This window comes from Nocardia sp. NPDC004711 (assembly GCF_053601595.1).
This window is the reverse complement of sequence record NZ_JBSGCB010000037.1, coordinates 84982-103815: the sequence shown is the minus strand read 5'-3', so window position 1 is coordinate 103815 and position 18834 is coordinate 84982. Positions and strand designations below refer to the sequence as shown.

Here is an 18834-nt window from a genome sequence, read left to right as displayed (position 1 = left end):
GGGGACCTTATCGCGCTGGCGGGCGCCCGCCGGCGCACCCTGCGCCGCGCGGCCGCCGCCCTGGACGCCGCGTTCGCGGCCCTGCCCGGTGATCTCGCCTCCGACGATCTCACCGCCCTGGCCCAGCTGATGGCACACCGCGATCACTAGGCCGCCGGGAGCGTCAACCCGAAGTCACCGGGGGCGCCGGCGGTGCTGTCGGAGGTCCCCAACCATTGGAGCGGCGGCCGGGTTCCGGCCCCGCCCGTTCGGCCTGTCGCGAACGGATGCGCCGATGCCAGGACTGATCCGTACCCTCTGACGGATGAGCACACCCTCGGCGACCTCACCGTGGACACCCCTGCGCATCAATACTTTTCGCGCCCTGTGGATCGCCTCGATCGCCTCCAATGTCGGATCCTGGATGCACCTGGTGAGCGCCTCCTGGCTGATGACCACGCTGACCGGATCGGCCGCGCTGGTGGCATTGCTGTCCACCGCCAATGCCCTGCCCAGTTTCGTGCTGGCCCTGCCCGCGGGCGCGCTGGCCGACATCCTCGACCGCCGCCGCCTGATCCTGTTCACCCAGGCATGGCAGCTGGTGGTGGCGGCGCTGCTCGGCGCACTCACGCTGTCGCACAGCGTGAATCCGGCCCTGCTGCTGACTGCGACGCTGCTGCTGGGCACCGGCGCGACCCTCGGCATGCCGGCCTTCAGCTCGATCACCCCCGAGCTGGTGCCCGCCGCACAGTTGCCCGCCGCGATCAGCCTCAACTCGGTGGCGATGACGGCGTCCCAGGCGATCGGACCGGCCATCGGCGGCGTGCTGGTGGCCGCGGTCGGCTCCGGCGGCGTCTTCCTGCTCAATGCCGCGTCGTTCCTGGGAGTGCTTGCGGTGGTGTATGTCTGGCGCCGCCGGCCCACCGCGACGGCACTGCCGCCCGAGCATCTCACCACCGCCATCCGCACCGGCCTGCGCTACGTGGCCAATGCGCCCGAACTGCGCGCGGTGCTGGTTCGCGCCGCCGCCTTCGTGCTCTGCTACGGCGCCCTGCCGTCCCTGCTGGCCGTGGTGACCCGCGTGCGTCTGCATCAGACGGCGACCACCTACGGTCTGCTGCTCGGTGTACTCGGGGTCGGTGGCGTGTGCGGCGCACTGGTGCTGCCGCGCATCCGGCACCGCTATTCCCCCGATCGGATCGCACTGGCCTGCAGTCTGCTCTACGCCGCCTGCCTGCTGACGGTCGCGCAGCTCACCGCCTTTCCGCCCGCGCTGCCGGTGCTGTTCCTCGCCGGCATGGCGGGCATGGGTGTGATGTCGACGCTCAATATCGCGGCACAATCGGTGCTGCCCAGCTGGATTCGCGGTCGCGGACTGGCGGTGTTCCAGCTGGTGTTCCAGCTCGGCTTCGCGGTGAGCGCGGCCGGCTGGGGTGCGGTGGCCGGCACCGCGGGACTGCCCACGGCACTCACCGCGGCCGGGGTGGCGCTGGCGGCGCAGACGGTGCTGGGCCTGTGGTTCCGGCTCGCGGCCGCCGAGCAGATCGATGTCCAGGCCGCGCACGTGCTGGAACCCTACGTGCCGCTGTCGCTGGCCCCCGATGACGGCCCGATCATGCTCACCGTCGAGTACCGCATCCCCGCCGAGCACCTGGCCGACTTCCACGCCGCCATTCCGGACCTGCGGCGTTCCCGCCGCCGTGACGGGGCCATGCATTGGGCGATGTACTCCGATCCGGTCGACCCGGACCGTCACGTCGAGACCTTCATGAGCCCGTCGTGGGTGGAGCACGAGCGCCTGAGCCAGCGTGTCACCGGGACGGATGCGCTTGCGGTGCAACGGATTCGGTCATTGCATGTGGGCGAGGAGGATCCGGCGCTGCGGGCGCTGGTGAGCGACCGGGTACATCGGGGCTGAAGGCAACGGCTGGACTGAAAAGCAAAGTACGTGTAACCCCGGGTTGCACGTACTTTGTTTTTTCGGAAGAATTATTGATGAGGTAGGCGGACTGTATCAGAGCCTCCGGATGCGTGCCATCCAAGCCGCAACATCCACCAGGCCCGCAGGGGACACCTCGAGGCACACCGCCTGATCGGCGACGGTGGCGGTGACCCGGCCGCGGTAGCGGGTCGGTTCCAGGCTCTCCAGTTCCCAGCCCGCGCCGAAGGATTCCCGGATCACGGCGTCGCTGATGCGGGGACCGAAGCCGGGTTCGGCGTCGGAGAGCGCCAGGAGGTGGACCACGCCGCCGGGCTTGCAGACGGCGTGCAGGCTGCGGACGTAGGCGGCGCGGGCTTCGGGTTCGGTGCCGAAGACGTGGAACAGGGCGCTGTCGACCACAGTGTCGAAGGCGGGCGCCGAACCCGGAGGATCACCCGCGAAGTCGGCCTTGCCGCCGAGGGCCAGGGCATCGGCGACCTCGAAGCGGACGGCCGGGACGCCCTGGGCGGCGGCATTCGCGCGGGCGTATTCGATTGCGCTGGGGGAGAAGTCGACGCCCAGGACGTCGTAGCCGAGGCGAGTGAGCAGGATGGTGTGCTCGCCCGCACCGCAGCCCGGCTCGAGGACGCGGCCGCGGATCTCACCGGCGCGTTCCAGTGCCACGATGGCGGGTTGCGGTTCGCCGATCACCCAGGGCGCGGTGTCCTCGTCGTAGACGGTGTTCCAGATTTCTACCGGTCGAGTCATGGTTCCACCCTGCAACCTCGAGCGCACTCGAGGTCAATCCCCGCATAGCTCCCAACTAGAGCGGACCGACCGCCCACAATGTGGACATGCCCAAGTCTTGCCTGCTGCTGCAGCTGCGACCCGAGCAAGCGGCCTCAGACCAGGAGTACGAAGCGATCCTCGACGCGGGCGGGCTCGCCGCCGCGGACGTGGTGCGGGTCGAGATGAATCGCGGGATGCCCGATCTCGAGCTCGAGGACCACTGGGCGGTGATCGTCGGCGGCGGGCCGAGCAACCTGAGCTACCCCGAGGCCAAGAAGTACGACTATCAGCGGGTCTTCGAACCGGAGCTGAAGAAGCTGCTCATCGAGATCGTGCGCCGCGACATCCCGTACCTGGGTGCGTGCTACGGGTTGAGCATCCTCGCCGACGTGCTCGGCGGGCCCGTCGGCACCGAGCGCTACGGCGAGACCCCCGGCGCGACCACCATCGAACTCACCGAGAACGCGGCGAAAGACCCGCTGCTGCACGAACTTCCGGATACGTTCCGGGCCTTCGTCGGACACAAGGAGTCCTGCCAGGATGTTCCGCCGGGTGCGGTGCTACTCGCGAGTTCGGCCGTCTGCCCGGTACAGGCGGTGCGAGTCGGCGAGAACGTCTACGCCACCCAGTTCCACCCCGAACTCGACGGCCGGGGCCTGGCGCTGCGCATCGAAATCTATCGGCACGAAGGCTATTTCGACCCGAGCGAGGCCGACTCCCTGACCGAACTCGGGCACCGCGAGCACATCACGGTGCCACAGGAGATTCTGCGGCGCTTCGTCGCCCGGTACCGGGTGTGAGGACAGGGCGAACCGGCGCGGAACCACGCCGTGTCAGCACGGCGGTGGCGGCGAAGAGGGCGAGCGTGAGCCAGAGGTAGGCGTTGTGGTCCAGGACGGCGAAGGGGCCGCGGCTCGGGAGGTCGAAAACGCTGCCGTAGTGCAGGTCCAGCAGCTCGAAAACGCCGCCCGAGCAGACGAGGAAGACGGCGAGCAGGCCCGCCACGGTCGGCAGGGAGCGGTGGCGCAGGGCGAGGTCGGCCAGGTAGATGAGCAGAGGAGCCAGCCAGACCCAGTGGTGGATCCAGCTGTACGGCGAGACGACCGTGCTGGTCAGGCCACACAGGACCACGGCGGGAAGTTCACGGCCGGTGACCGAGAGCCGGCGGGCCAGGATCAGGCAGACCACCGCGATGGCGAGAGCGACTGCGGCCCACAGCAATTGGATGCTGCCGGCCGCGCCCAGGGTACGCGCGAGCATGCCCCGCAGGGATTCGTTCTGAGGGTTCTCGGGGACACCGACCCGGGCCGGGTCGGCGAAGGCGCCGCTCCAGAACGTCAGCGAATCCTTCGGCAGCACGGCCAGGCCGATCACCATGGTGGCGACCAGCGCGCCGGTGGCGGTCGCGGCCGCCCGGAATCGACGAGTCACCAGTAGGTAGACGATGAAGAACGCCGGGGTCAGCTTGATACCGGCCGCGATACCGGTCAGCACGCCTTTGCAGCGGGAGGAATCGGGCAGCGCCATATCGGCCAGCACCAGGAGCAGCAGCAGGATATTGACCTGCCCGAACGCCTCGGTCTCCCGGATCGGCTCACACCACAGCAGCAGCGAGGCAGCGGCAGGGCCCACGATCAGCATGCGGCGGTCGCGCCGATAACCGAGCACCGACAGTGCCGCCCAAACGGATCCGGTGAGCATCGCGAAATTCGCGAGTCCCCCGGTCCAGGTGAAGACCGACCCGTGCAACCACGCCAGCGGCACGAACATCAGCGCCGCGAACGGGGTGTACACGAACTCCCACACCCCGCGCGTGTGCCCCCGCAACGGGGTGTCGTACACCGAAACATCGTGCACCACACGGTCTGCCGCGATCTGATACACGCCGAGATCGACCAGGTGCAGCATCGCTCGCGGCGCGGCCAACACCTGACCGAGGTAGTACCACCCGGCCAGTCCACCCAGCACCGCTACCAGCCACACCACGACCAGCGGAATCGAGCGCCGCTGCGGCGCACCCTGATTCGTGGCCATCACCTGTTCGGCCGTCGACAACGGCATCCACACACCCCCGCTTCCGGGCTTCCGATTGCCCGCCCCACCGTAGTGACGGGCCCACCCGATCGCCAGCCGGCCCCCGCGCGTGTTGACCGTCCGGGAGTGTCGAAATTGCCGGTTACAACCGGTCGGTGCACGGCTATGGGCCGTGCCGATCGGCGGCTGACCTTGGCCGAGGCGCACCGATCACACCCTGGCCAACCGCTCGATGGCGTCGCGGGCCATCGTCTCCGACGCGCCATTGTCTCCCGCCCGACGAGGCGTGACGAACATCGTCGTTGCGGCGGGCGGTGAAGCGCCCGGCCCGGGTGTTCAGCGCCGCCCGCAGCTTGTCCTCGAATGCGTGCAGTGGGGCCGTCGAAATCGGGCGGGCGGTTTGTGCGCCGGCGCGGGGTCAGCGCCCGCGACCGCTCCTGACGGAGTGGAGGGATCGGCTCAGGCGCGGAGGAGGACCTTCAGGGAGCGACGGTCGTCCATGGCACGGTAGGCGTCGGGGGCGTCATCGAGGGGGAGTTCGGTATCGAAGACCCTGCCGGGGTCGACGGTGCCGTCGAGGACCGCCGGGAGCAGGGTTTCGATGTAGGCGCGGGCGGGTGCGGGGCCGCCGGTGAGAGTGATGTTGGGGCCGAAGAGGTCCCAGCCGACCGGGGCGTTGTTGTATTGCGGAAGGCCCACGCGGCTGATCACGCCGCCCGGGCGGACCACGCCCAGGGCCTGTTCGTAGGCGGGCATGTGGCCGACCGCTTCGATGACGACGTGGGTGCCGTCGCCCCGGGTCAATTCGCGCACCGCGGCGACGCCCTCGGCGCCCCGCTCGGCGACCACGTCGGTGGCGCCGAATTCGCGCCCCAGATCGGTGCGCTCCTTGTGGCGGCCCATGAGGATGATCCGGGGCGCACCCAGCTGCCGCGCGGAAAGGACGCCCAAGAGGCCGACCGCGCCGTCACCGATCACGGTGACCGTGGTGTCCGCAGTGACCCGGGCCTTCACGGCCGCGTGGTAGCCGGTGCCGTACACGTCCGACAGTGTCAGCAGCGACGGGACCAGCGGCGACTTCTCTTCGACCGGTACCGGAACGAGGGTGCCGTCGGCGAGCGGCACGCGCACGGCCTCGGCCTGGCCACCGCGCACATCGCCTGCGTTCCAGAAACCGCCATGGCGGCACGAGGTTTGCAGTCCCTCACGGCAGAAGTCGCACGTGCCGTCCGACCAGGCGAAGGGGGCGATCACGAAATCACCCTTCCCGACCGTGCGGACCTCGCTTCCGACGTCCTCGACGACGCCGACGAACTCGTGCCCCATCGATTCGCCCTGCTCCGACACGGGCATGTTGTGGTACGGGTGCAGATCGGAACCGCATACGCAGCTGCGGACGACGCGGACCAGGGCGTCGGTGGGGTGTTGAACCACGGGATCGGGAACGTCGATGACGCGGACGTCACCGGCACCGTACATGTAGGTCGCTCGCATGAGACTCCTTCGCTCGGTACCGCTGCTGGTCAGGGTGGCGGGAAGTGCGCGGCAGCAGTCCGGCCCTTCCCTGTGGGCTGGTTGTTCAGGCGTTCCATGCGCTCTCCTTCGGCCGAAGGGGACGTCATAGCCAATTATTTGCCACCTGCCGATTCCGCTGCCGGCCGACCCGGTCTATCACGATGGTCCGCGTGTCAGGGCCGTTCGTAGCGGCCGGTGAGTTTGCCGCGGGCGATCACATGCCCGGCGACGGCTGCCAGCATGGTGGGCAACGTTGCGCCATCGGCCAATCCGCTCGGCTGGTCCAGCGCCAGGAACTGGAAGACGTAGCGGTGGGGTCCGTGACCGGGGACGGGGCGTGGACCGGCGTAGCCCCGGCGGCCGAAGCTCCCGGTGCCCACCCTGATGCTGCTGCTCGTCTCATCGTGATTCGAGCCGAGCGCTCCCTCCTGAACGCCGGTGATGCGCGTATCGATTCCGGTGAACACGCCGTGCACAACCGGACGACGCAGAGGCGCGTCGGGGTCCTCGATGATCAGGACCAGCTCGACGGCCTCGGCCGGCACACCCGACCAGTGCAATGGTGGGGATACGTTGTATCCCACGCCTGTTCCCGCGTGCAGACGCGGAATGTCCCCGCCGTCAGCGAAGGCGGCACTGCCCACCGTCAGGGTTTCGGGTGCATGCCGGACGGCCGGATCGAACCACGCGGTGCGGCCGATTCCGGCTCGCACCGGACGCAGAAGTCTCCCGATCACACGAATTGCCATGGCTGGTCCGATGCTGTGGGGTCGGTTGCGGTCACGACAGGAAGCCCTGCTCGGCCAGGCGTGCGAGAATCCCTCCGCTACTGATGATTTCCAGCAGCAACGGCGGCAGGGGACGGCCCAGGCCACTGATACCGGTGGACTCGTTTCTGTACGTGCCCGTCGCGAGATCGAAAGTGCCGGTCTGACCGTCCTGGAAGTGCTCGGTGATTCCGGGCGCGGTGATCGCGGGCAGTCCCGCATTCACGGCGTTGCGGAAGAACAGCGAGTTGAAACTCTCCGCGACCACGGCGGCGACGCTCAGCTGTTGGAAGAGGGCGGCGACCGGGCGCGAGGAGCCGACGCCGAAATTCGTTCCGGCGATAACGATATCGCCGGGGGCGGCCAGATCGGTCCAGCCCGGGCGTACCTGGTAGAAGATGTGCCGGGCGGCCTCGGACAACTCGAGCTTCATGGCGAAGGCCGGATACATCGCGTCGGTGTCGAGGGAGTCGCCGAAGACCCAGACGCGGCCGGTGATGGTGGTGCTCATGCGGTGACACTCCGGGGGTCGGTGATGTAGCCGGTGATGGCGGAGGCCGCGACGGTGGCGGGTGCGGCCATGTAGATCTCGGCCTCGGTGCTGCCCATGCGGCCGGTGAAGTTGCGGGTGCTCGAGGTCAGGCAGACCTCGCCGGGTCCGACCACACCCATGTGGTAGCCGAAGCAGGCGCCGCAGGTCGAATTGGTCACCACCCCACCGGCATCGGCGATGTCCTGCAGGTATCCCAGTCGCATGGCGTCCCGGTAGACCTGCTGGGAGGCGGGCGTGACCAGCAGCCGGACGCCGGGGGCGACGGTGCGGCCGCGCAGGATCTGCGCCGCGATCCGGAGATCTTCGAGCTGGCCGTTGGCGCAGGACCCGATGAACGCCTGGTCGATGCGCCGGGGCTCGACCTGCGAGACCGGAACCCCGTTGCGGCTCAACGTGCCCGGGCGGGCGACGTATGGTTCGAGGCCCGACAGGTCGATGGTACGGATGGCGGCGTATTCGGCGTCCGAATCCGCGTCGGCGGCAACGAAATCCGTCACCCCGCACGCGGCGAGAAACTCGTGCAGCAGGTCGTCGACACCGAAAGTGGCGAAGTCGGCCGAGATTTCGGCGGCCTGGGTGGCGATCGTGCGCCGGTCGTTGAGCGGGACGGTCGGCAGGCCCGGCCCGCCGAATTCGAGATTCTGGTTGGTGGCGTCACCGTAGGTGTCGGCGAGATAGAGGAAGACGTCCTTGCCGCTGACCTCCGGCGGGAGCGCGCCGGTGAGTTCGTAACGCACCGTGGGGGCGAGTTCGAACCAGGTGGCGCCGGTGCACAGGATGGAGTACACCTCGGCCGGGCCGAGCCCGCGGGCAGCGGTGTTGTACGCGCCGCCCGCGCAGGTGTGCGAGTCGGTGCAGGCGAGTACCTCGCCGGGACGGGCCAGCCCGTTCTCGGCGATGACCTGGTGGCAGATGCCGTGCCGGCCGACATCGTAGAAGTGCTCGATCCCGAAGTCCGCCACGAACTTCCGCGCTTTCGGACCGCCCGCGGCATCCTTGAGCGACGGCGCCGGTACGGCGTGGTCCATCACGACCGCGACCTTGCGGGGGTCATGGATGCGGCGGGGCTGCTGCCACAGCGTGGCGAACTGCAGATCGATCAGGACGCACATGTCGACGTCGACGGTCACGATGTCCCCGGGCCGGACCCGCGGCACCCCGGCCTTGCGGGCCAGCAGATTCTCGATCATGGTCATGCCCATGGGTCAGGCTCCTTCACGGTAGCGTTCGCCCAGCTCCGACCATTCGGCCAGACCGACGAGGTTGAAGAACTCGGCAGGTTTCGCGGGCAGCAGCGGCCCGGGATCGCGGCCGGCGAGGTCGGCCAGGCCGGTGAGCATCGCGTACGCCGCGGCGCCCAGCGGGAGCGAGGGGTGGATGGCGATCGAATAGCCCAGTTCCCGCAGGCGCGTGGCGGATTCGATCGGGGTGAGGCCGCCCAGGACGAGATTGATGAGCAGGGGCGCGGACACCTCCCGCGCTATGCGCTCGATCTCGGCGGTGCCCTGCGGTGCCTCGACGAAGATCACGTCGGCGCCCGCCGCCGCGTAGGCGTTGGCCCGGTCGATGGCGGCGTCGATACCGAGCGGGCCGCGCGCGTCGGTGCGGGCGATGACGACCAGGTCCGGATCCGTGCGCGCCTCCAGTGCGGCGGCGAGTTTGGTGACGAACTGCCCGGCCTCGATCAGTTCCTTGTCGGGCAGGTGCCCGCACTTCTTGGGGAAGGCCTGGTCTTCGAGCTGGATCGCGGCGACGCCGGCGGCCTCGTATTCGCATACGGTGCGAACGACATTGAGCGCGGTGCCGTATCCGGTGTCGGCGTCGGCGAGCAGCGGGATGTCGCCGAGGACGCGCACCAGCATCCGGGCGCGCTCGACCATTTCGGTCTGGGTCACCAGCCCGATGTCGGGGAGTCCGAAACCGCTGGCGGCCACGCCCGCGCCGGTCAGGTAGGCGGCGGGGAAGTCCAGCCGGCGGACCAGGGAGGCGGACAGGCCGTCGAATACGCCGGGGGCGACGATGATTTCGGCACGGTCGGCGAGGGCGGCGCGTAGTCGCGCCCGCGATGGGGAGGTCATCGGTGGTGATCCTGTTCCAGGTTGTCGAGGGCGCCCGCGACGGGCGCGGCGAGCAGGTCGGCCAGCTCGCGCAGGTCGGCGAGTTCGTCGATGCCGAGCACTGCCCGCTGGATGGCGTCGAGCCGCTCTGGCGAGACCAAGGGACCGACGAGGGAGCGGTACTTGGCGACGAGTTCGTCGTCGGTGACCGGGTCGGCGGGGCCGCCGTGCGGTTGGACGATCCGCTGTGCGAGCACCGTGCCATCGGTGAGGGTGATCGCCAGTTCGGTGGCGAAACGTTCGTGGACAGGGCCGTTCTGGATGTTCTCGTCCAGTTTCACCTCGACCTTGCCGAGCAGCTCCCAGACATCGTCGGCGTCCAGCCGGGCCGGGGTGAACTGCGGCGGCAGCACCTGGCCGTCCAGCAGCGCGACCGCCGCGGCGTAGCCGAGATTCATCTGCGCGCCGATGGCCGTCAACGGCCGTTCCGGCTCCCACCAGCCGTGGTGGTAGACGGTGTGGCCGACGCGTATCTCGATGTGCGCGACCGACTTCGGGTCGATGTGGTGGCGAGCGCGCAGTTCCAGCGCCGCCTGGACGGTGCCGTGCAGCCCGCCCTGGGCCGCGTACGACTTCACCATGATGAGCTCGGTGTGCCAGCCCTCGCCCAGACCGGCGATCACCTGGGCGGGGTCCGGGTCGTGGCCCTCGCCGAAGACCGACAGGTAGCCGCCGTAGGGCCGATCGAAGACCTGCTTGATCCCGGTGTACCCGGCAGCGGCCAGACCGGCCGCGTAATAGCCGTTGCGCGCGGCGAATCCGTGCTGCATGCGCTTGGACATCGCCTCGTACTGGGCGGCCATCAGTCCGGCGGACTGGGTGCCCGCCATGCCGAGCGCGTCCTCGAGCCGGGCGGCATCGAGCGCCCGCAGCTTTCCGGCAACCATTGCGGCGGTGTGGGTTCCGAAGACCGGGCCGCTGTGCCAGCCGCGGGAGAGCATCTCCGAGCCGTGCAGCGCCAATCCGACGCGCGGACCGACCTCGAACCCGGCGATCGCGGCGGTCAGGGCCGCGACGCCGGAGACCCCGCCGAGCTGCTGGGCGGTTGCGAGCAGGACCGGCAGGATCAGGGAGGTGCTGTGCAGGGGCGCGAGCGGATGGAAATCGTCGAGCTCGAAGCCTTGGATGAAGGTGCTGTTCAGCAGAACCGCTGCGGGCCCGCTGGTGGTGGCCCCGGTTCCGATCACGGTCGCCGCGCCCGTGCCTTCCAGGTCCAGCACCGCCGAGGTGGCGACCCGGGACCAGGGCAGCTGCGCACCCACCAGACCGCAGGCCACACCGTCGAGCAGCAGGTGCCTGGCGCGGGTCCGCACCCGCTCGGGGATCTGCTCGGGCGTCAACTGCTCGACCCACCGGGCCAGCGGTACCGTGACACCCGTCGCCGTCGATTCGCTCATGTCCTCAGTGAACGGCAGGCCATCGGTCTGTCCCCGAAATTGCGGGGGAGTCGCACAATGGGTGCATCCAGTGCGGGAAATCGACGGAACGGATCTGAGTCGTGCGGGAGAGCAACCTCGACGAGGTCGACCTGATGCTGCTCGACGCGTTGCACGCCAACCCCCGGGTCAGCTTCGAACGGCTGGGCCCGGCGCTCGGGATTTCGGCGGCAACCGCCGCCCGCCGGTGGCAGCGACTGTCGGAGTCCGGGCGGGCGTGGGTGTCGTCGGTACCCGGGCCACAGGTGGCGCTGGTCGGCGCGGTGTGCGAGGTACGGGCGCGGCCGGGCCGGGCGGTGGCCGTTGCCGCCGGGCTCGCGTCGATCCCGCAGGTCATGAGTGTCTACGGCACCGACGGCGATTTCGACCTGCACACCCTGGTGTTGGCCGACAGCCCGGCGGCCTTGAGCACGCTGCTGCTCGACCGGCTGCCCGCGGTGCCGGGCATCGCGCGGGTGCGCTCCACCGTGGCGCTGCAATGGCACAGCGGCGTGCACTGGCGGCTCGGCGCGATCGACAGCGATCAGCAACGGTCGGTCGCCGAAGAGGGGAGTGGCGAGTCGCGAAAAGCGGTGCGCTACCGCACTTTCGAACCCGGCGACCGGGACCTGTTCCTCGCCCTCCAGCACGACGGCCGGGCCCGGTACCGGGATCTGGCCCGCGAGCTCAACACCTCCGAGCATCTCGTGCGCCGGCAGCTCGATGCGCTGGTCCGTCGCGGAATGCTGGCCTTCCGAACCGATTTCGCGCGCGGCGCGGGCGGCTGGCCGACCGAGTACGTGCTCTGGCTGTCGGTTCCGCACCGGGACCTGGACGCGGCCGGAACGGAGATCGCCTCCTGGCCGGAAACCCGGATCTGCCTGTCCACGGTCGGGCGGGCGAACATCATGGTGATGGCCCAGGTGCATCGCATCGCGGACCTGAGCGCCATCCTCGGCCGGATCGGCACCACGCTGACCGATGCGGTCGTCATCGACCAGCGTCTCGTGCTCCGGGCATTCAAGTCGTGGGGGCGGCTGCTCGATGGTTCGGGGCATGCGGTCGGCGTGGTGCCGGTCAACCCGTGGGCGGCGGTGGCGGACGCCTGAGGCGTGTGGATCGAGAGCCGTTGCCGTGCAGCGGCTCTCGATCGCTCAGCCGTCGTGGACTGCGATCAGGCCCGGGATCACACCGAGATAGGCGGTGCTGTCCGGTCCGATGGCGATTCCGGCGTAGTTGTTGTTGAACCCGGGGCCGGTGCCGGTGAGCTGCTTCCACACCGTCGCCCCGGTGCGGAAATCCAGGGCCGTGAAGTACCAGGGATCGCTGGCCTCGGTGCCCTTGGTGTAGGTGTAGATCAGGCCGGTGGCGAGCGACAGCTTGGGCACGACGGTCGGTGCGGCCTCGGTCGTGTTGGCCCACACCTGGTGGCAGCCATTGCCGTCGGGGTCGATGTCGATGCGGGCGAAGCCGGGGGTGGTGGTCTTGCCCAGCAAGGCGGCCTCGGGACCGGTATAGCCGTAATTGTTTTCGACGATCAGCGCGTTTCCCGCGCTGATCAACGAGTTCTCGGTATCACTGGCGCCCGCCTCGAACACCGGCACGGCACACACCTGCCGCTGCGCCGCCCCGGGCGCGGTGCGGTAGACCACGACGTTCATCGGGTCGGCGTTGTCGGTGATGGCAACGTAGCCGCCGGACAGGAGGGTGGGTGTGGTGCCGGTGCCGTCGTCGACCTGGCCGGGCTTGTGCTGTCCACTGTTGGCGTAGGTGACCCGCCAGGTGACGGCAGGTTCGCCGCCGGGCCCGGCATCGAAACGCAGCAGCTCGCGGTTGGTGGCGATGTACACGTCGCCGTCGTTGCCGACAGCGAAGGAGTTCTCGATCTCGCCCTCGGCTCCGTCGCCGAGCCGGATCACCTGTGCCGCACCGGTGTTCAGGTCGAGGGTGCCGACCACGCCGTCGGTCCGGGTGACGAACCACAGCAACCCGTTGCTGTCGGGCAGCGCCGAGTTGAAGGTCTCCCCGGGCCGCAGCACACCGGTCAGGTCGTAGTCGCGCGCGAGAGTGAAACCGTCGCCGCCGGCGTTCTCGGCGAACACCCGGATGTGGCCGTCGCGGGAGGCGATCACCGCGCGATCTTCGTTGTCCAGATAGAAGTAGGCGCCGCCGGTGAAATTGCCGAAGGCACCGGGCCGCAGGAACGCGCCCGGATCACCGGGTAACGCGCTGCGGCCCAGCACATTCAAGGTGACCGGGTCCAGCAGGTACAGCGCCGGGGACGGGCCGATGCAGGTGGTGACGATGCGCCCGGCACGGTCGAAGGTGATCGACCCGCACTCCCCGCCGATCACCGCCGACACCACGCTAGGGTCGTGCCCGAGCGGTCCCGGGCGGGTGCTGGTGTTGCTCATCCACCCGTCGTCGTGGATACCGGAGCTGCCGTTGGGCGCGAGATAGGGATGTTGCGGCACCGGCGGTACATCGGTGACCGGCTGTGCCACAGCCGGATTGCCGATGAATCCGGGCGGCGACCCCGGTACCGCGGGAATCGGGACGGCGGCCGCGGTACCGGCCACGGTGGCGAGCAACCCGGCGGCGGCGCCGGTGACGAGGTTGCCCCGCACGCTATTTCGCACCGATACCGTCCCGCAGGAAGTCGAAGAGCTGCTCCCCGAAGGGTTTCGCGGTCTGGGTGTTGTAATCGTTCCATCCGTCCTGCTGGGCCTGCTGCAGGTAGGAGGGTAGCGGCTGGTGCAGTTCGGTGCCGACGGCTTCGTCGTGCAACCGGCTCATGGTGTCGCGCAGGTCGCCGCCGACGGCCGCGACATTGTCCAGCTCGAGCTGCCCGTCGCGGGTCGAGTAGTCGTAGAGCTCGTATTCCTCCTGCTCGGCCGGGTCGATCTGCGCGGAGCCCGGCACCCAGTGCGAATAGCGGACGAACTTGGCGTCCGCAGTCCGCAGTGCGATCACGTGGCCGGGTGCGTCGTCGTTGAACCGGACGGCCGCCTCCTCGATGGAATGCTCGTCGGTGGTGTGCAGGATCCACGGCCGTCCGGGTGCGCCCGGATCGGCGGCCACGGCGGCGATATCGTGCCGCCCGGCCAGGTGCGCGTAGCGGTCGTCGGCCCGCCACCCGTTGCCGCCGGTGCCGATGGTCAGCAGCAGCGCGGCCAGGTCGACGCTGGAGGTCAGCTGATCGCGGGTGCCGGGTGCGGGGGTGAGCCGACCGCGTGGATCGTGGATGAACAGGGGTACGCGAATGGCCTCGTCGTAGGCGCCGCCGCCCTTGCCGTGCAGGCCGTGCGAACCGGCGTAGTCACCGTGGTCGGAGGTGAACACCACCACGGTGTTGGCGGCGACCTCCGGCTGGGTCGCCAATTCGGTGAGCACGCGCCCGATCTGGGTATCGACCTGCTGCTGGAACCAGAGATAGAGATTGCGCATGTCGATCCACTCCTGATCGGCCCCGGGCGTGCCGTAGGGCGCCAGCCCGAAGGTCACCGCCGAGACCTCCACCAGGGCCTTCTGCAGCCGTGGCTTGCGCGACAGCTGTTCGAGGCTCTCGAAATTGCCCGGCAGATCGTTGATCCAGCGCGGAATGTTGTTGAACGCCAGCGTGCGTCGCGTCCACCGCGGCCACCACTGGATGTCGTGCGGGTTGACCAGTGACACCGTCGTGCACCAGGGGCCCTGTCCCGCATCGGTATTGAACCAGTCGACGAACTGGTCGACTATGCGTCCGTCCATCTGCAGGCCCTGTTCGGGCGCGCCGTTGGGCGAGGGGTAGGTGCCGCCGTCGAATCCGTAGCGGTCCAGGCCGCCCGGGGTGGTGTCGGCGTAGTGGCCCAGATGCCATTTGCCCCACCAGGTGCTGCGGTAGCCCTGCTCGCGCAACATGGACCCCCAGGTCGGGAAGCCCGCCGCCAGCTCCGACTGCGAGGTGGACAGGCAGCCGGTCTGATGCGAGTACAGGCCTGTCACCAGCGCGCCGCGCGAGGGCGTGCAGTCGTTGGCGGCCGTGTAGTGCTGCTCGAAGGAGACCGACTTGTTCCGCAGCGCCGCGATATTCGGCAGGATGGTGTCGAGCACCGACTGCTCGGGGAACCACACGGGGGTGCGCATCTCGTCGACCAGGACCACCAGGATATTGGGCCGGTCCGGATGGTTGTCCATGCGTCGCGGGGTCGCGGCGGCCGGGCCGGTGGCCGCGACCGCCGCGGCGCTGGCACCGGCCATGGCGCCGGTGCCGAAAAATCCTCGCCTGCTGATCATTTCGTGGATCCTCCGGTGGTGTCGGGAGCCGGGTTGGCGGCGATGAACTCGGCCACCACCGTCGCGAGCTGCGGGCCGCGGTCCTCCTGCAGGAAGTGACCGGCGCCGGTGATCGTGATGTGCGGCTGACCGGCCGCGCCGGGCACCCGCTCCTGGAAGGCGCGATAGCCGCCCGCGGTGATCGGATCACCGTCGGAGAAGGCGGTGAGCATCGGTTTCCCGAAGTGCTCCAACTGTTCCCACGCGCGCTGGTTGGCGGGGCCGGCCGGGTCGTCGGGGCGGGTGGGGACCAGCATCGGGAAGGCGCGCGCGCCCGCCTTGTAGGTCTCGTCGGGGAACGGGGCGTCGTATCCGGCCACCACCGCGGGCGACAGCTCGGTGCGGCAGCCGCCCGCGATGATGCCGCCGACAGGGAATTGGGGCGTCTCCTGGGAGAACCGCTGCCAGGCGGCGAAGGCATCGGTCAGTTTCCCCTCACCCGTGGGCAGGCCGGTATTGGCGACCACCACCCGGGCGAAGCGGTCGGGATGCTCGGCGACCAGCCGCAGGCCGATCAGCCCGCCCCAGTCCTGGCAGACCAGGGTGATGCCCGAGAGATCCAGGTGATCGAACAGCGCCTCGCGCACCCATTCGACGTGGCGGGCATAGGTGTAGTCGGCACGGTCGGCGGGCTTGTCGCTGCGGCCGAAACCGATCAGATCCGGTGCGACACAACGCTTCCCGGCCGCAGCCAGCACCGGGATCATGTGGCGGTACAGGAAGCTCCAGGACGGTTCGCCGTGCAGCAGCAGCACGATCTCGCCGTCGCGCGGGCCCTCGTCGAGGTAGTGCAACCGCAGCCGGGAATCACTGCCGTCGCCCGCCTCGATCTCGAGGTAGCAGGGTTCGAAAGGATAGTCGGGCAGGGCGGCGAACCGCTCGTCCGGTGTCCGCAATGCGTGCATGAGGGCGACGATAATCTTGTTGCATGCGGCGTGCAACTACCCTTCCGCGTGTGTAGGGTTGCCAATGATGGACGGACGGACCGCACGTGGAGCCAAGAACCGTCAGGCGGTGCTCGACGCCGCGCTGGCGCTGATGGAGGAGGGCAATCTGCAGCCCACCGCGCAGGCGGTGGCCGAACGCGCGGGAGTCGCGACCCGCTCGGTATATCACCACTTCCGCGACCTGGAGACGCTGTATCTCGATGCCGCGCAGACACAGATCGCCCGGCACTGGGTACTGCTGATGGAACCTGTCACCGGCGACCTGGACGAGCGCATCGATCGCGTGGTCGCACTGCGGGCCGAACTGTTCGAGCGTGTCACGGGCACCCGCCGCGCCGCCCTGCTGCGTGAACACGAATCCGTCGTCCTGTCCGAGCGACTGGACGAGAGCCGCGCCGCGCTGCGCGCCCACCTGCGCACCCACCTGCCCGAGCTCGCCGATCTCGACCCCCCGGCCCGTGAGTCCGCCTACGCCCTCTGCGCCTGGGAAACCTGGGACGTCCTACGCCGCCATCAGTCCCTGTCCGTCACCGCCGCCCGCGCCGCGGTGACCACAGTCCTCACCCGCCTGCTCACCGGCTGAGCGGGCCGTCGAAAGAAGGGCCACCCTCATGTCGATCACGCCCGACCCCGATCAGTTCACTCGCTTCACCGCCGCCACGGACGAGGGCCCCGTCGTCATGCTGAACCTCATCACCTTCCAGGACCGCACCGAATACGCGGCCTACGGCGCCGCCGTCCTCGCCCTGGTCGCACAGCAGGGCGGCCGCCTGCTGTGGCACGGCGAACCGCAGCAGACCCTGATCGGCGACGCCGACTGGGACTACGTCGCCCTCGTCGAATACCCCAGCCGCCGGGCATTTCTCGACATGGTGACCGCCCCCGAATACCAGCGCATCCACCAGCACCGCGAGTCGGGCATCGCCCGCACCGAGCTCATCGCCTGCCACCCTCTCGCCACCCACTGACCGCCAACGGGCAAGATCCGTGGAATATTCTCGACCCTGTCCCTCGGCGGCCCCCGGAGGAAGGACATTCCTATGGAATCCGACGACTACACCCGCACTCGCCGCAGTCTCCACGGTGTGGCCGAACTGCTGATGGCCGGCCCGCAGTACCGCGCCCACGGCACGATCAAGCTGCGCCCAGCCCCGGGCGGATTCAGCACGATCCATCCCCCACTGGTCGCTGTGGACGGCGACCTGCTGCGGGTCGACGGTTCGGTGGCCGGAAAGCTCAGCGGCACAACCTTCGCCGAACTGGCCTCCCACGCCGGCATCGATGCCGGCGCCCCCGCCGACCTCTACTCCGACAGTTCCGGCTGCACCCTCACCGACACCATCCACGTCGACCTCGACCACGCCCAGACCATCGCCCGAGCCTTCGACTGGGGTGACCGGGCCCTCCGCCGCCTGAACCCCACCGAACCCCCCGTCCTCTGGCCCGAGCACTTCGACCTCGGCATCACCGCAGACCGCATCAACTTCGGCGTCTCCCCCGGCGACCCCCACATCCCCGAGCCCTACGCCTACGTCGGCCCCTGGGACCCCCACACCGGCCCCTTCTGGAACGAATCCTTCGGCGCAGCACACACCCTCACCGCCCTGGGCACCGCGGAAGCCCTGTTCACCTTCTTCAGCGAGGGCTACCACCTCGCCACCGATTCCTGACCACCCGCGAGCGGGCCGATGTGGTGCTGCGCCCGGCACCGGCGGTTCCGCGACGATCGGAACCGGGTTGCTCAGGGGCCGTCCTGCGCCAGGGCCGTGGCCGCATCGCCGCCACCACCCGAACGCATTCTGGCCGCCAGTTGCGCAGCCGCCGATTCAGCAATGGCCAGGTCATCGGTCTTCGATGGCGCGTACGGCGGTGTCGATGATCGAGTGGATCTGGTTGTGGTCGAGGGCGGAGTCGGGGAAGAAGACCTGCCGGTGGGTGAGGCCGTCGATGAGGACGATGAGTAGTTCGGCGTCGGCGGTGGATACCGGGTGGTCGGCAGCGGCGGCGCGGTCGCGAATGAAATGCACGAATGCGTTGCGGTGCTCGTCGAATTTCTCGCGCGGTGGCCGATTGGTACGTGCTTCGCCGAGCAGGTGATGGCGGGCTACGACGCGGTCGGCCGCCTCGGGCGTGGTCATGGCCGCGATGTGCACGAGTTCCGCCTCACCCCCGACGGGCACGCCCTGGTCACCTCCTACCCGGAGGTCGACGCCGATCTCACCGCCATCGGCGGGCCCGCGAACGCGAGAATGTGTGCCCCGGTAGCGCTGGTCGTCGACGTCGCAATCGGGAAGGAATTGTCCCGACGCATCTCCGAATTCACCCCGACCGGCGAGCTACTCTACGACGCGGTCCTGCCCTTCGGCACCTACCGCGCCTACCTCGACACCTGGCCACTCCAGTGAAAGATCAACGGGCCGAGGTCATCCCGGCCCTGAGTTTTCCGCCCGAGCAACCAGCCTCCAGCCTTGGACGATCCGGCG

Annotated in this window: 19 protein-coding genes; 7 read left to right on the top strand and 12 right to left on the bottom strand. The window is 69.2% G+C overall.

The window, feature by feature from the left end; translation table 11 throughout:
* The first annotated feature begins 304 nt into the window (after positions 1-304).
* A complete protein-coding gene (locus ACWEKS_RS32425; RefSeq protein ID WP_452343611.1) occupies positions 305-1897 on the top strand; it encodes an MFS transporter in 1593 nt (530 codons plus the stop codon).
* 96 nt (positions 1898-1993) lie between these two features.
* Here ACWEKS_RS32425 and ACWEKS_RS32420 read toward each other — a convergent pair whose 3' ends face one another.
* Positions 1994-2668 (bottom strand): class I SAM-dependent methyltransferase, encoded by a 675-nt coding sequence (locus tag ACWEKS_RS32420; protein WP_452343610.1) that lies wholly within the window; start codon positions 2666-2668, stop codon positions 1994-1996.
* A gap of 86 nt (positions 2669-2754) precedes the next feature.
* Between ACWEKS_RS32420 and ACWEKS_RS32415 the strand changes: the two genes are divergently transcribed.
* Positions 2755-3489, top strand: coding sequence for a glutamine amidotransferase (locus tag ACWEKS_RS32415; RefSeq protein ID WP_452343609.1), 735 nt, complete (start codon positions 2755-2757; stop codon positions 3487-3489).
* Here the strand turns inward: ACWEKS_RS32415 and ACWEKS_RS32410 are convergent.
* The 7 genes from ACWEKS_RS32410 to ACWEKS_RS32380 form a co-directional block, all read right to left on the bottom strand.
* Positions 3437-4750, bottom strand: a complete 1314-nt coding sequence (locus tag ACWEKS_RS32410) for a glycosyltransferase 87 family protein (protein WP_452343608.1) — start codon at positions 4748-4750, stop codon at positions 3437-3439. The two genes, ACWEKS_RS32415 and ACWEKS_RS32410, sit on opposite strands and share 53 nt — an antisense overlap.
* Positions 4751-5182: 432 nt before the next feature.
* On the bottom strand, positions 5183-6217 hold the full coding sequence (locus tag ACWEKS_RS32405) for a zinc-dependent alcohol dehydrogenase family protein (RefSeq protein ID WP_379428833.1): 1035 nt from the start codon (positions 6215-6217) through the stop codon (positions 5183-5185).
* Positions 6218-6411: 194 nt separating this feature from the next.
* Positions 6412-6987: a YbhB/YbcL family Raf kinase inhibitor-like protein gene (locus ACWEKS_RS32400; RefSeq protein ID WP_452343607.1), complete on the bottom strand. Its 576-nt coding sequence runs from the start codon at positions 6985-6987 to the stop codon at positions 6412-6414.
* Positions 6988-7018: 31 nt separating this feature from the next.
* Positions 7019-7504: a LeuD/DmdB family oxidoreductase small subunit gene (locus ACWEKS_RS32395; RefSeq protein ID WP_452343614.1), complete on the bottom strand. Its 486-nt coding sequence runs from the start codon at positions 7502-7504 to the stop codon at positions 7019-7021.
* Positions 7505-7512: 8 nt separating this feature from the next.
* Positions 7513-8760: an aconitase/3-isopropylmalate dehydratase large subunit family protein gene (locus ACWEKS_RS32390; RefSeq protein ID WP_452343606.1), complete on the bottom strand. Its 1248-nt coding sequence runs from the start codon at positions 8758-8760 to the stop codon at positions 7513-7515.
* Between the two features lie 3 nt (positions 8761-8763).
* Positions 8764-9636, bottom strand: a complete 873-nt coding sequence (locus ACWEKS_RS32385; protein WP_452343605.1) for an isocitrate lyase/PEP mutase family protein — start codon at positions 9634-9636, stop codon at positions 8764-8766.
* Positions 9633-11072, bottom strand: coding sequence for an MmgE/PrpD family protein (locus ACWEKS_RS32380; RefSeq protein WP_452343604.1), 1440 nt, complete (start codon positions 11070-11072; stop codon positions 9633-9635). Before ACWEKS_RS32380 ends, ACWEKS_RS32385 begins: the two co-directional genes overlap by 4 nt.
* Positions 11073-11173: 101 nt before the next feature.
* Here ACWEKS_RS32380 and ACWEKS_RS32375 point away from each other — a divergent pair, with 101 nt between their 5' ends.
* Positions 11174-12199, top strand: a complete 1026-nt coding sequence (locus ACWEKS_RS32375; RefSeq protein ID WP_452343603.1) for an Lrp/AsnC family transcriptional regulator — start codon at positions 11174-11176, stop codon at positions 12197-12199.
* A 45-nt stretch (positions 12200-12244) separates the two neighbouring features.
* Here the strand turns inward: ACWEKS_RS32375 and ACWEKS_RS32370 are convergent, their stop codons facing one another.
* Genes ACWEKS_RS32370 through ACWEKS_RS32360 form a run of 3 tightly spaced genes read right to left on the bottom strand, consistent with a single transcriptional unit; the run spans position 12245 to position 16309 of the window.
* Entirely contained in the window at positions 12245-13717 is a 1473-nt protein-coding gene (locus tag ACWEKS_RS32370) for a hypothetical protein (RefSeq protein ID WP_452343602.1), read from the bottom strand.
* A 1-nt stretch (position 13718) separates the two neighbouring features.
* Positions 13719-15365, bottom strand: a complete 1647-nt coding sequence (locus tag ACWEKS_RS32365; RefSeq protein ID WP_452343601.1) for a sulfatase-like hydrolase/transferase — start codon at positions 15363-15365, stop codon at positions 13719-13721.
* Positions 15362-16309 (bottom strand): haloalkane dehalogenase, encoded by a 948-nt coding sequence (locus ACWEKS_RS32360; protein ID WP_452343600.1) that lies wholly within the window; start codon positions 16307-16309, stop codon positions 15362-15364. Before ACWEKS_RS32360 ends, ACWEKS_RS32365 begins: the two co-directional genes overlap by 4 nt.
* 64 nt (positions 16310-16373) lie before the next feature.
* On the opposite strand from ACWEKS_RS32360, the gene ACWEKS_RS32355 reads away from it, so the two are divergent.
* The 3 genes from ACWEKS_RS32355 to ACWEKS_RS32345 all read left to right on the top strand — a co-directional run bounded on the left by ACWEKS_RS32355 (position 16374) and on the right by ACWEKS_RS32345 (position 18021).
* Entirely contained in the window at positions 16374-16934 is a 561-nt protein-coding gene (locus ACWEKS_RS32355; protein WP_452343599.1) for a TetR/AcrR family transcriptional regulator, read from the top strand.
* A gap of 28 nt (positions 16935-16962) precedes the next feature.
* Positions 16963-17319 carry a DUF1330 domain-containing protein gene (locus ACWEKS_RS32350; RefSeq protein ID WP_452343598.1) on the top strand — a complete coding sequence of 119 codons (357 nt, stop codon included), beginning with the start codon at positions 16963-16965 and terminating at the stop codon, positions 17317-17319.
* A 72-nt stretch (positions 17320-17391) separates the two neighbouring features.
* Entirely contained in the window at positions 17392-18021 is a 630-nt protein-coding gene (locus ACWEKS_RS32345) for a hypothetical protein (protein ID WP_452343597.1), read from the top strand.
* 171 nt (positions 18022-18192) lie between these two features.
* On the opposite strand, the gene ACWEKS_RS32340 is transcribed toward ACWEKS_RS32345, so the two are convergent.
* Entirely contained in the window at positions 18193-18504 is a 312-nt protein-coding gene (locus ACWEKS_RS32340; protein ID WP_452343596.1) for a hypothetical protein, read from the bottom strand.
* On the opposite strand from ACWEKS_RS32340, the gene ACWEKS_RS32335 reads away from it, so the two are divergent.
* A complete protein-coding gene (locus ACWEKS_RS32335; protein ID WP_452343595.1) occupies positions 18499-18756 on the top strand; it encodes a hypothetical protein in 258 nt (85 codons plus the stop codon). The genes ACWEKS_RS32340 and ACWEKS_RS32335 overlap by 6 nt on opposite strands.
* The last annotated feature ends 78 nt before the right edge of the window (positions 18757-18834 follow it).

What these genes read in the sequence shown, in the direction of transcription:
- ACWEKS_RS32365 (WP_452343601.1), bottom strand. Translation starts at nt 15,365, where the DNA reads ATGATCAGCAGGCGAGGATTTTTCGGCACCGGCGCCATGGCCGGTGCC.
- ACWEKS_RS32360 (WP_452343600.1), bottom strand. Translation starts at nt 16,309, where the DNA reads ATGCACGCATTGCGGACACCGGACGAGCGGTTCGCCGCCCTGCCCGAC.
- ACWEKS_RS32355 (WP_452343599.1), top strand. Translation starts at nt 16,374, where the DNA reads ATGATGGACGGACGGACCGCACGTGGAGCCAAGAACCGTCAGGCGGTG.
- ACWEKS_RS32385 (WP_452343605.1), bottom strand. Translation starts at nt 9,636, where the DNA reads ATGACCTCCCCATCGCGGGCGCGACTACGCGCCGCCCTCGCCGACCGT.
- ACWEKS_RS32350 (WP_452343598.1), top strand. Translation starts at nt 16,963, where the DNA reads ATGTCGATCACGCCCGACCCCGATCAGTTCACTCGCTTCACCGCCGCC.
- ACWEKS_RS32420 (WP_452343610.1), bottom strand. Translation starts at nt 2,668, where the DNA reads ATGACTCGACCGGTAGAAATCTGGAACACCGTCTACGACGAGGACACC.
- ACWEKS_RS32405 (WP_379428833.1), bottom strand. Translation starts at nt 6,217, where the DNA reads ATGCGAGCGACCTACATGTACGGTGCCGGTGACGTCCGCGTCATCGAC.
- ACWEKS_RS32380 (WP_452343604.1), bottom strand. Translation starts at nt 11,072, where the DNA reads ATGAGCGAATCGACGGCGACGGGTGTCACGGTACCGCTGGCCCGGTGG.
- ACWEKS_RS32410 (WP_452343608.1), bottom strand. Translation starts at nt 4,750, where the DNA reads ATGCCGTTGTCGACGGCCGAACAGGTGATGGCCACGAATCAGGGTGCG.
- ACWEKS_RS32390 (WP_452343606.1), bottom strand. Translation starts at nt 8,760, where the DNA reads ATGGGCATGACCATGATCGAGAATCTGCTGGCCCGCAAGGCCGGGGTG.
- ACWEKS_RS32345 (WP_452343597.1), top strand. Translation starts at nt 17,392, where the DNA reads ATGGAATCCGACGACTACACCCGCACTCGCCGCAGTCTCCACGGTGTG.
- ACWEKS_RS32425 (WP_452343611.1), top strand. Translation starts at nt 305, where the DNA reads ATGAGCACACCCTCGGCGACCTCACCGTGGACACCCCTGCGCATCAAT.
- ACWEKS_RS32400 (WP_452343607.1), bottom strand. Translation starts at nt 6,987, where the DNA reads ATGGCAATTCGTGTGATCGGGAGACTTCTGCGTCCGGTGCGAGCCGGA.
- ACWEKS_RS32415 (WP_452343609.1), top strand. Translation starts at nt 2,755, where the DNA reads ATGCCCAAGTCTTGCCTGCTGCTGCAGCTGCGACCCGAGCAAGCGGCC.